This window comes from Amorphus sp. MBR-141, assembly GCF_053628695.1.
The window spans coordinates 1-11,133 of the sequence record NZ_JBRJGW010000034.1; the positions used below are offsets into that span (position 1 = coordinate 1).

The 11,133-nt window shown below is 68.7% G+C and carries 9 protein-coding genes; 6 read left to right on the top strand and 3 right to left on the bottom strand.

Going from position 1 to position 11,133, the window contains the following annotated elements:
* Positions 1 to 90: 90 nt before the first annotated feature.
* Together ACSSVZ_RS25705 and ACSSVZ_RS25710 are read right to left on the bottom strand one after the other, a co-directional pair.
* Positions 91 to 534: a DEAD/DEAH box helicase family protein gene (locus tag ACSSVZ_RS25705; RefSeq protein ID WP_453973700.1), complete on the bottom strand. Its 444-nt coding sequence runs from the start codon at positions 532 to 534 to the stop codon at positions 91 to 93.
* A gap of 931 nt (positions 535 to 1,465) precedes the next feature.
* Positions 1,466 to 2,182 carry a DUF5765 domain-containing protein gene (locus ACSSVZ_RS25710; RefSeq protein WP_453973702.1) on the bottom strand — a complete coding sequence of 239 codons (717 nt, stop codon included), beginning with the start codon at positions 2,180 to 2,182 and terminating at the stop codon, positions 1,466 to 1,468.
* Positions 2,183 to 2,431: 249 nt separating this feature from the next.
* Between ACSSVZ_RS25710 and ACSSVZ_RS25715 the strand changes: the two genes are divergently transcribed.
* From ACSSVZ_RS25715 to ACSSVZ_RS25730, 4 genes are all read left to right on the top strand, one after another.
* Positions 2,432 to 3,016 carry an HAD-IA family hydrolase gene (locus ACSSVZ_RS25715; RefSeq protein ID WP_453973703.1) on the top strand — a complete coding sequence of 195 codons (585 nt, stop codon included), beginning with the start codon at positions 2,432 to 2,434 and terminating at the stop codon, positions 3,014 to 3,016.
* Between the two features lie 289 nt (positions 3,017 to 3,305).
* Entirely contained in the window at positions 3,306 to 4,322 is a 1,017-nt protein-coding gene (locus ACSSVZ_RS25720; protein ID WP_453973704.1) for a DctP family TRAP transporter solute-binding subunit, read from the top strand.
* Positions 4,323 to 4,412: 90 nt separating this feature from the next.
* Positions 4,413 to 5,108 carry a TRAP transporter small permease gene (locus tag ACSSVZ_RS25725; protein ID WP_453973706.1) on the top strand — a complete coding sequence of 232 codons (696 nt, stop codon included), beginning with the start codon at positions 4,413 to 4,415 and terminating at the stop codon, positions 5,106 to 5,108.
* A gap of 7 nt (positions 5,109 to 5,115) precedes the next feature.
* Positions 5,116 to 6,732: a TRAP transporter large permease gene (locus ACSSVZ_RS25730; RefSeq protein ID WP_453973707.1), complete on the top strand. Its 1,617-nt coding sequence runs from the start codon at positions 5,116 to 5,118 to the stop codon at positions 6,730 to 6,732.
* A 50-nt stretch (positions 6,733 to 6,782) separates the two neighbouring features.
* Here ACSSVZ_RS25730 and putA read toward each other — a convergent pair whose 3' ends face one another.
* Positions 6,783 to 9,938 (bottom strand): bifunctional proline dehydrogenase/L-glutamate gamma-semialdehyde dehydrogenase PutA, encoded by a 3,156-nt coding sequence (gene putA / locus ACSSVZ_RS25735; RefSeq protein ID WP_453973708.1) that lies wholly within the window; start codon positions 9,936 to 9,938, stop codon positions 6,783 to 6,785.
* 141 nt (positions 9,939 to 10,079) lie between these two features.
* Between putA and ACSSVZ_RS25740 the strand changes: the two genes are divergently transcribed.
* Both ACSSVZ_RS25740 and ACSSVZ_RS25745 read left to right on the top strand, forming a co-directional pair.
* The gene (locus ACSSVZ_RS25740) at positions 10,080 to 10,238 is read left to right on the top strand and encodes a hypothetical protein (protein WP_453973710.1); all 159 of its coding nucleotides are present in this window, start codon (positions 10,080 to 10,082) and stop codon (positions 10,236 to 10,238) included.
* Between the two features lie 248 nt (positions 10,239 to 10,486).
* Positions 10,487 to 11,113, top strand: a complete 627-nt coding sequence (locus ACSSVZ_RS25745; RefSeq protein ID WP_453973712.1) for a hypothetical protein — start codon at positions 10,487 to 10,489, stop codon at positions 11,111 to 11,113.
* Positions 11,114 to 11,133 lie beyond the last annotated feature (20 nt).

Below are 11,133 nucleotides of genomic sequence, written 5' to 3' on the forward strand. Positions count from 1 at the left end.
ATCGCCTCGGCTGAAGCCTTCCTGCACGCCGCCTCCGTCATGCTCCTCGCAAGACGTCTGGCCCGCGCTCCATGAGTTTCGAGTCCGACTCTAAGCGCCGCTAAACGTGGTCTTGGCCACGAACAGAGACTGGTAAGTCGTGATACAGAATGCCTTGCCGGTTTCGAACAGATCATTGGAGAAACTGCTTTGGGCGCGCTTCGTGTACCGCAGTCCCAATCGCTCACATTCTCGTGCCGTCTGTTCGATCAAGTCGATTGTGGCGCAGGCGAAGACTACTGGACCTATGCCTTCATTCACCAGACTTTGAGCCATCAGCACACCAACAATGCACTTGCCGGCGCCAGTGTTCAAAAGAACGACGTTGTCTTCAGCGGTGCGGTTCGCATGCCAACTGCTTAATGCCTCTGCCTGCCCCTTCCAGAGATCGTTTGGCACATCCGGAAGATTGGGAGTTTTAGCGAAGATCTCGAATGGGTCGGTCGGCGCTGTGCTACCCTTTGGCCGGGAAAGACTGTTGAAATCCATAGCCATAGATAATTTCCTTAGGAGGATGGTAACGCTGCATTAGTTCCACGCCGAGGAACGGCAGACTCGCAACCGAGGTTATTTGATTCGCTTCATGCTGGCTAAACCTTAGCGTGAAACGCGTCAGAATGCGGCGGTCTACGTGCCTAGTTCGGGAAGAGCGGTGCTTCGCTTCGGCGTCGGATAAGGGCGCAACGCAGCATCCCGATGTTATCCCCGCCCCCTCCAACCTCCCGTATCCTCCGCTTGTCGCTCAACCCACTGGGAGCCGTGCCGGACCGTCCGCCACGTGGGTCGAGGACCTGACGGCCGGGCTGCAGCGCGTGTAACGGACGGGCGGGCTCGGTGGGCCGATGGCGTGTGGTGTCCGCTGGGACAAAAGGCGGGACGCGCCGCGCATGGCCTCGAAGACGCGGCTCTCGCAAGCCGCCCCTAGTAGAGGTGCTGTGCGACTGCGCGGCGTCCGCTGCCCGGTGGAGGGGTGGAAGGTCCTACTCCTTCCGCCCTTGGGAGAAGGGTGGCTGCATCGGTTCGAACGTCTGGGTGGGGCGTCGGAAGGCGACCGCAAAAAATACAATCGGATGGCCGCCGTTCCGCGCCCCACCGATCCCTGCTTCGAGACACCCCCGGCCGGAGACGGCGCGGGGACGAAGGTGCTTGGGGTGTTTTATGCCCCTCACGCCGAATGCGCTTGCGCGCATCGGCTCCGGGAGGGCGCCCTATCGGGCGGCGCGCGGTCGCGCGCTGGTGGGAGGCATGCGGAGAGGCCCGGTGTGTTTCGTGGAGCCCCCATGCTCCGCCGATCCGGACCGCACCCCCAGCGGACGACCGTCCGCCGGCCGGAGGCCGCCCCCCGGAGCCGGCGAGCGAAGCCCGCTCGGCGTGAGCGGACCGAACCGCCGATGCGCGCAAGCGCATTCGGCGTGAGCGGACCAAATCAGGCCGCCGCCCGCGGCCGCCGCTCGAACCGCCGCCACATCCACGGGCTCAGGCTGATGATCACGATGCCGACGGAGAACAGGCACCAGATCGCCGGCATCTCGTTGGGGTCGCTGGTGAGCAGGCTCGCCAGCAGCGGGCCGGCGAGCGCGTGGAAGAGCACGAACCGCCAGGCGCCGTAGGCCAGCGGAACGGCGAACACCGCGAGCGCGTAGGTCGGGAAGGCGGCCGGGATGCCCAGCAGCTGCTCGAGCGGGATCATCATGCCGTTGAACGGCACCTCCCAGCCGATGTGCCACTCGCCGGACACCGTGCAGAGCTGCGCGCCGCAGAGCGAGCTGCCCGGCCGGCAGGCCCCCGCCCAGTCGAACGGATAGAGCTGCATCAGCATCACCGCCGCCGACAGGCCGCAGGCGGCGTAGACGGCCAGCCGCGCCCGCCGGCGCACCGGCTCCGGCACGAGCTCCATGGCGAAGGCGTTGATGAAGAACGGCTGGAAGATGATGTGGAGCACCGAGAGGAAGGTGATGACCTGGTTCACCGGGTTGCCGCACTGGTCGACGACCAGATAGCCGGCGGCCTGCAGCCCCTCCATCGCCGTGAAGTAGCCGATCACCACCGGGATCGCCGCCGGGCGCCGCTGGGCGGCGGTCACCACGGTGGCGGCGGTGCCGATGCCCACCATGGTCAGCGATGCGGACAGCCCCCAGCACATGGACGTGGCCTCCAGGGGTCGGCCGGCGCGCGGGCGGGCACGCACGCCGCATGCCGCCGACCGGATCTTCCCGCCGACTGTCGGTCATCGGGGCGCCGGAGTCGAACGCTCATTCGCCGGCCCGGCCCCGGCCGGGCCCCCCGTGCAGGCCGACCGCCCCTCCCCCGGTTTCCAGCGTCTCCCCGGATCTCTAGAAGGGGGCACGGGAAGCCGGGCCGCCACGGGGGAAAAACCTTGATCGAGTGCGTGATGCTGGACGTCGACGGGGTGGTGGTGCATGCGCGCCCGGCCGGCGGCGGCAGCTGGGCGGACGACATCCACCGCGATCTCGGCATCCGGCTGGAGGCGTTCCGCGCCCGCTTCTTCGTGCCGCACTGGGACGACGTGGTCACCGGCCGGCGGCCGCTGAAGGAGGCGCTCGCCGCGTGCCTGCCGGAGCTGGCGCCGGACGTCACCCCGGACCGGTTCGTCGACTACTGGTTCGCCCGCGACGCCAGCGTCGACGCGGCCGTCCTGGCCGACTGCGCGGCGCTCCGGCGCGACGGCGTGCGGGTGCTGCTCGCCACCAACCAGGAGCATCTGCGCGCCGCGCACCTGATGCGCGGGCTGGCGCTCGCCGACCACGTCGACGGGATCGTCTATTCGGCCGCCGTCGGCGCCCGCAAGCCCGACCGCGCCTTCTACGACGCCGCCGCCCGCCAGGCCGGCTGCCCCGGGCCGGCGCTGCTCTTGGTCGACGACACGCCGGCCAACGTCGACGGCGCCCGCAAGGCCGGCTGGCGCGCCGCCCACTGGACGCCCGGCGCCAGCCTTCTGGATCTCGTTCGGGGCTGAGCGGAGGATGGAAACAACGCGGCCCCAAAGGCGCTCGCGCGAGCGGAAACAAGGCTCCGCGGCGCCCCCTTATCTCTGGTTGCCACCGGACCGTCCCTCGCGCACACTCGACCATCGCGATGGCGGGAGACATCGCGCCGCGACGCCGGCAAAAGAGACGATGAAGCTCTGCGGACGCGCCAGCGGCCAACGGTCCCAAAATCGATGTCGACGCGCCGGCCGGCTGGCCGGCCGAATGCCATCACCGGACGGTCCGCACGCCGGCCGTCAGACAGAGGGAGAGACACTCATGAAGAAGACGATCCTGGCTGCATCCGCCTCCGTCGTGGCGCTCGCGCTTTCGTTCGGTGCGGCCCATGCCGATCCGGCCGGCTGCGACAGCGGCGAGACCGTCATCAAGTTCAGCCACGTGGTGGCCGACAGCGGCCATCCGAAGGGCGACGCCGCCCGCCTGCTCGCCAAGAACATCAACGAGCAGATGGAGGGCAAGGCCTGCATGGAGGTGTTCCCGAACTCCACCCTCTACGACGACGACAAAGTCATGGAGGCCATGCTGCTCGGCGACGTCCAGCTCGCGGCGCCGTCGCTGTCCAAGTTCGAGGCCTACACCAAGAAGCTCCGCCTGTTCGACCTGCCGTTCCTGTTCTCCTCCATCGACGCGGCCAACGCCTACATGGCCTCGGAGGACGCCCGCGGCCTGCTCGCCTCGCTCGAGGACGAGGGCTATGTCGGGCTCGGCTACATCGCGTCGGGGCTCAAGCAATTCTCCGCCAACAAGCCGCTGATCAAGCCCGAGGACGCCTCCGGCCTGAAGTTCCGCGTGCAGACCTCCGACGTCGCCGTCGCCATGATCGAGGCGCTGCACGCCTCCGCCCAGAAGCTCGCATTCAAGGAGGTCTACGGCGCGCTGCAGACCGGCGTCGTCGACGGACAGGAGAACTCCTGGTGCAACATCTACACCCAGAAGTTCTTCGAGGTGCAGGACGGCATCACCGAGACCAACCACCAGCTGCTGGCCTACGGCGTGATCACCAGCCAGGAGTTCCTGGACTCGCTGGACGACGAGACGCGCAGCCAGTTCCTCCAGATCCTGACCGACACGCTGAAGCAGGCCAACCAGCAGGTCGCCGAGCAGGAGACCGGCTGCCGCCAGTCGATCGTCGACGCCAAGTCGACCATCCGCGAGCTCTCGCCGGAGCAGCGTGAAGCCTGGGTCTCGGTGATGAAGCCGGTTTGGCAGCAGTTCGAAGGTGACATCGGCGCCGACGTCATCGAGACGGCGGCGTCCTACAGCGCGACCAACTAGACAGGCGGCAGATTCGCTTCAGCGGCCGGCCCGTCCGATCGGGCCGGCCGCGACCTTCACATCGCACCGGGGAAGCTGGGGAGACACCCGATGGAACTGATGGGCATGACGATCACGCTGCTGGTGATCGTGGTCGTTCTGTTCCTGGCCGAACGAAGGTTCCCCGTTTCCGTCGACCGCTTCGAGGAGAACGTCATCGCCATCCTGATGGCGGCGATCACCTTGATTTCCTTCGTCCAGGTGATCGCCCGCTACGGCTTCAACTCCGGCTGGCAGGGCGCCCTGGAGGCCACGCGCATCCTGTTTGCCTGGCTGATCCTGTTCGGCATGTCCTATGGCGTGAAGACCGGTATCCACCTCGGGGTCGACGCCATCATCCGGAGCTTTCCCCGCCCCCTGTTCAAGGCCGCCGCGCTGTTCGGCGCGTTCGCGACCTTCGTCTACGCGATGCTGCTGCTGTATTCCGGCTGGCTCGCGTGGCTCGGCGCCGACGTCTCGACCAACTGGCGCCAGAGCGGCGCCATCGGCTACTGGACCTTCATGTTCGATCGCGGCACCGGCCTCGACGAGCTGCGCTATCCGCTCTGGATGCAGGAGGCCTTCGGGCTGCAGGACCGCGTCCAGCGCTGGGTCGCCTATCTGATGCTGCCGGTCGGGCTGGCGCTGCTCGCGTTCCGCTCGCTCCAGGCCATGGTGCAGATCGCCCAGGGCCGGCGCGAGCTGATCGTCGCCGGGCACGAGGCGGAAGACCTCGTCGCGGAAAACCGCAACGCGGTCGAGAACTGAGCCGGCCATGGAAACGCTCTTCCTCTTCATCGTTCTCTTCGCGCTCCTGTTCCTGGGCGTGCCTGTGGCGATCTCGCTCGGGCTGGCGTCGGTTCTGACCATCGCGCTCCACTCCAACGATTCGATGAGTTCGGTGGCGCTGCAGCTCTTCACCGCCAGCCAGAACTACACGCTGCTCGCCATCCCCTTCTTCATCCTGGCGTCGGCCTTCATGTCGACCGGCGGGGTCGCGCGCCGCATCATCCGCCTGGCGATCGCCACCATCGGCCATTTGCGGGGCGGCCTGGCGATGGCTTCGGTGCTGGCCTGCATGCTGTTTGCCGCCCTGTCCGGCTCGTCGCCGGCCACGGTCGTTGCGATCGGCACGATCGCCATCGCCGGGATGCGCCAGGTCGGCTACTCGAAGGAGTTCGCCGCCGGCGTGATCGCAAACGCCGGCACGCTCGGCATCCTGATCCCGCCGTCGATCGTGATGGTGGTCTACGCCGCCGCCGTAAACGTCTCCGTCGGGCGCATGTTCCTGGCGGGGATTCTGCCCGGCCTCGTCGCCGGACTGATGCTGATGATCGCCATCTACATCGTTGCGCGCTGGCGCAACCTGCCGGCGGAGGAATGGAAGGGCTTTCACGAGATCATCGAGGGCGGCAAGGAGGCCGGATGGGGCGTCTTCCTCATCGTCATCATCCTCGGCGGCATCTATGGAGGCGTGTTCACTCCCACCGAGGCCGCCGCGGTCGCCGCCGTCTACTCCGCCTTCATTGCCCTCTTCGTCTACCGCGACATGGGCCCGCTGAAGGGCGTCCCGTGGATCCTGCCACACCGCGACCGACGCGAGCGCATCGGATTCAAGGCCATGGTCTACGCGGTGGGTTTCCTGTTCGTGTGGCTCATTCTCTCCTTCTTCGCCATGGGCGAGGCCGGAGAGACGACGATCGGCATTCGCGCCGTGGTGGGCCTCGCGGGCGTCGTCCTGATCCTGACCGCCTACCCGCTCTGGCGCGGCGAAGGCGGGATCGCGGCCGTGCCGGGCTCGCTCGTCCGGGGGCTTTCGATCTGGGGGCGCAACCTGAAGGCCATCGGCCTCGGCTTCTTCCCGGCGCTGGTCCATCAGGACACGCGCAAGGTGATGGTCGATGCTTCGAAGACAACGGTGATGCTGATGTTCATCATCGTCAACGCGCTCCTGTTCGCCCATACCCTGACGTCGGAGCGCATTCCCGATGCGATCACCGAGCTTCTGCTGAGCTACGGCTTCAACTGGTTCACCTTCCTGATCGCCATAAACATCCTGCTTCTGATCGGCGGCCAGTTCATGGAGCCGTCGGGCCTGCTCCTCATCGTCGCACCGGTGGTGTTCCCGATCGCCATGGAGCTGGGCATCGACCCGATCCATCTCGGCATCATCATGGTGGTGAACATGGAGATCGGCATGATCACCCCGCCGATCGGGCTGAACCTGTTCGTGACCTCCGGCATCACGGGGATGAGCCTGGTCCAGGTGGTCAGGGCCGCGGCCCCGTTCGTCGCCGTGCTCTTCCTGTTCCTGATCATCGTCACCTACGCGCCGTTCCTGTCCACGGCGATCCCGAACGCCCTCATGGGGCCGGAAATCGTGGCGCGCTGAGGCGCCCCGCGACGCGGTACGCGCAGCGACCCGCGTGAGGGCGAGACGATCTACCCCGGCAGATCGTCGCCGACGCTCATCAGCGAGGCATTCCCGCCCGCCGCCGTGGTGTTGATGGAGATCACCCGCTCCACCGCGAAGCGGGCGAGGTAGCGCGGCCCGCCGGCCTTCGGGCCGGTGCCCGACAGCCCCTCGCCGCCGAACGGCTGCACGCCGACGACGGCGCCGATCATGTTGCGGTTGACGTAGAGGTTGCCGGCGGCCGAGCGCCGGCGCAGCCACTCCACCGTGGTGTCGATGCGGGTGTGCAGCCCCATGGTGAGGCCGAAGCCGGTGGCGGTGATGGCGTCCATCACCTGGTCGAGCCGCTCGGCCTTGTAGCGGATCACGTGCAGGACCGGGCCGAAGACTTCCTTTTTCAGCACGTCCAGCGAGGCGATCTCGAAGGCGACCGGGGCGACGAAGGTGCCGGCCTCCATGGCCGGCGTGGCGGGGGCGCGGGCGATCAGCTTCGCCTCGGCCTCCATGCGGGCGATGTGGGCCTCCAGGCCGTCCTTGGCCTCCCCGTCGATGACCGGGCCGACGTCGGTGGCGAGATCCGACGGGTCGCCGACGGCGAGCTCGGCCATGGCGCCTTTCAGCATGGCGAGGGTCCGCTCGGCCACGTCCTCCTGGACGAACAGCACCCGGGCGGCCGAGCAGCGCTGGCCGGCCGACTGGAAGGCGGAGGCGCAGAGGTCGACCACCACCTGCTCGGGCAGCGCGGTGGAATCGACGATCATGGCGTTCTGGCCGCCGGTCTCGGCGATCAGCGGCACGATGGCGCCGTCGCGGGCGGCGAGTGCCCGGTTGATGATGTGGGCGGTCTCCACCGAGCCGGTGAAGGCGACGCCGGAGACGCGGGGGTCGGGCAGCAGCGCCCCGCCGATCGCCGCGCCGTCGCCCGGCAGCAGGTGCAGCACGTCGCCGGGGACGCCGGCCTCGTGCAGCAGCTCCACGGCGCGGGCCGCCACCAGCGGCGTCTGCTCGGCCGGCTTGGCGAGCACGGCGTTGCCGGCGGCGAGCGCCGCCGCCACCTGGCCGGTGAAGATCGCCAGCGGGAAGTTCCAAGGCGAGATGCACAGGAACACGCCGCGGCCGGCGAGCCAGTACTCGTCGCGTTCGCCGGTGGGTCCGGGCATCGCCTCCGGCTCGGCGAAATCGAGCCGCGCGCGGTGGGCGTAGTAGCGCAGGAAGTCCACCGCCTCGCGCACCTCGGCCACCGCGTCGGCCATCGTCTTGCCGGCCTCGCGCACGCACACCGCGCACAGCTCGGCCAGGTGCGCCTCGTAGAGGTCGGCGGCCGTCTCGAGGATGGCGGCGCGCGCGTCGGCCGGCGTCGCGTCCCAGCCGGGGAATGCGCGGTGCGCGCGCTCCAGGGCGCGCTCGGCGAGCTCCGGGGTCGCGTCGACCACCGTTCCGATCACCCGGCTGTGGTTGGCGGGGTCGACCACCTGGCGCGCCTCGCCCTCCTCCAGCACGCCGCCGACGCACGGCCGGCCGTGCCACTGGGTGGCGGCATGGGCCTCCATCGCCTCGGCCACCGGCGCCAGGGCCGCCGGATCGGTGAGGTCGAGGCCGGCGGAGTTGCGCCGCGCGTCGCCGTAGAGGTTGCCGGGCAGCGGGATGTTGGGGTTGGGGAAGGAGACCAGCCCGCGCGCCTGGGCGATCGGGTCGGCGACGATGGCGTCGATCGGCAGCTTCTCGTCCTGGATGCGGTTGACGAACGACGAGTTGGCGCCGTTCTCCAGGAGCCGGCGCACGAGGTAGGCGAGCAGGTCCTCGTGGGTGCCGACGGGGGCGTAGATGCGGCACGGCCGGTCCATCGCCTCCGGGCCGACGATCTGCTCGTAGAGCGCGCCGCCCATGCCGTGCAGCCGCTGGAACTCGTAGTCGCGGCGATTGCCGGCAAGCTCCAGGATGGTGGCCACGGTGTGGGCGTTGTGGGTGGCGAACTGGGGGTAGAAGGCGGTCTCGGCGGCCAGCAGCTTCCGGGCGCAGGCGATGTAGGAGACGTCGGTCAGCACCTTGCGGGTGAAGACGGGATAGCCGTCGAGGCCGCGTTCCTGGGCCCACTTGATCTCGCTGTCCCAGTAGGCACCCTTCACCAGCCGCACGCAAAGCCGGCGCTGCGCCCGCCCGGCCAGTCCCTCCAGCCAGTCGATCAGCGCCAGGCAGCGCTTCTGGTAGGCCTGGATGGCGAGCCCGTAGCCGTCCCAGCCGGCAAGCCGCGGATCCAGCGCCACCGCCTCGAAGACGTCGAGGGAGAGGTCGAGGCGGTCGGCCTCCTCGGCGTCGACGGTGAAGCCGATGCCGGCCTCCTTGGCCATCAGGGCAAGCTCGGCCAGCCGCGGCACCAGCTCGGTCATCACCCGGTGGCGCTTGGCGAACTCGTAGCGCGGGTGCAGGGCCGACAGCTTGACGGAGATGCCCGGCGCCTCGGGCCCGGACCGGCCCTTGCCGGCCTTGCCGATGGCGCGGATCGCGCCGGCGTAGGAATCGAAGTAGCGGTCGGCGTCGGCCATCGTCCGCGCCGCCTCGCCGAGCATGTCGTAGGAGTGGCGGTAGCCGTCCTCCTCCGCGTCGCGGGCGTTCGACAGGGCCTCCTTGATGGTGCGGCCCATGACGAACTGCCGGCCAAGGATGCGCATCGCCTCGCGCACCGCGCGGCGGATCACCGGCTCGCCGGCGCGGTGGATCAGCCGCCCGAGGACGGCGCGCGCATCGCGGCCCTCGTTGTCGTCCAGCCGGGCGACCCGGCCGGTCAGCATCAGCCCCCAGGTGGAGGCGTTGACGAAGAAGGAGTCCGACTTGCCGAGGTGGTTCTCCCACTCCGCCGTGCCGATCTTGTCCTCGATCAGCCGGTCCAGCGTGTGGGCGTCCGGCACCCGCAGCATCGCCTCCGCCAGGCACATGAGGACGACGCCCTCCTTTGAGGACAGCTCGTATTCGTGCATGAAGGCATCGATGCCGCCGCGGCCGACTCGCCCCGAGCGCACGCCGCGCACCAGCGCGCGGGCCTGCTCGGAGATGCGGTCGACCTGATCCGCCGGCAGGGTCGCGGCATCGATCAGCCGGCGGGCCATCTGCGTCTCGTCGGCGCGGATGTCCGCGCGCAGACGCTGGCGCAACGGATCGGTCTCAGCAAGCGAGGTGTCGAACAGCATGGAAGCTCCCGGGAAGACGGAACGGAGATCGGGGATCGCCGCCCCATGGTGTCCGCTTGCACCCGCCGACGCAATCCGCAGTTGCGCCGTGCCCACGGGACGCTTCGACGCGCCGGCCGCCCCGCTCCGGCGGGCCGCCTCATGACGAAGATCGTCACCTTGCTGATCGTGCTGGCGATGATCGCCCAGGCGATCCGCCCGTTCGGGGTTCCCGGGTTCCGCAAGCGCGCCGACGCCTGGAAGCTCGTCCTCGTCGGCATCGCCCTGGTGCTGGTGACGGCCGTCATCCGGCCCGAATAGGCGCCATTCCGCCCTCGCCGGCCCGCGAACCATTGCGCGCACATCGCGTTACGTCGCTCTCAGGCCTGGAGCGGTTCCGGTTTCAAGAGGCCGACCGGCCCGCTCCAAGCCTCGTTCTGTCGCGTTTCCGGACGGCGAACCGGTACCCACTTCGCCTGGAAACGCTCTGGTGTCTTGCCGCGTTTCCGGACGGCGAACCGGTATCCACTTCGCCTGGAAACGCTCTGGCCGGGAGCGAACGACGCGCCATGCTGAACTGGATCGAAACCGAGAGCGCGACCCTCAACGTCTTCATCAACCTCGCGATGCTGGCGGTGTGGTTCGTCTACCTGCACCTGATCCTGATGGCCTATCTGCGCCAGCGCAGGCCGCGCATCCTGATCAACCGCGGCGCCGGCGTCGGCCTGAATGCCCATTGCCTGGTCAGCAACATGAGCCAGGAGCCCATCTATCTGCAGAGCATCCTCGCGGTCCTGAAGACCGAGGAGCGCAGCTGGATGATGGCGGTGACCGACGTGGAGGGTCTGGAAAGCAGCGGAGACCAGCCGAGCGGCCCGTCAGCCACCAACCAGGGGCCGCTGTGCCAGGGCGACTACATGGACATCGGCACCCTCGGCCACCTCGTGCGGCGCACCCGCCAGACGACCGACCTGCCGAACCGGGACGACCATCCCGCCGATGTCTTCAAGTCGTTCGAACTGATCGTGGTCGCCTCACACAGCTCGGACGCGCTCTCGATCGGCGCCAAGCGCACGTTCCGCTTCGACCCCGCCCCCGAGGGCGACTGCATCTACCCCGCCACCGTGGAGACGCAGCAGATCTCGTCGCCGTGGGAACGCCGCAGGGTGCACAAGCTGCTCGAGCGCCACCTGTAGGGCCGTTTCCGAGCGGATGG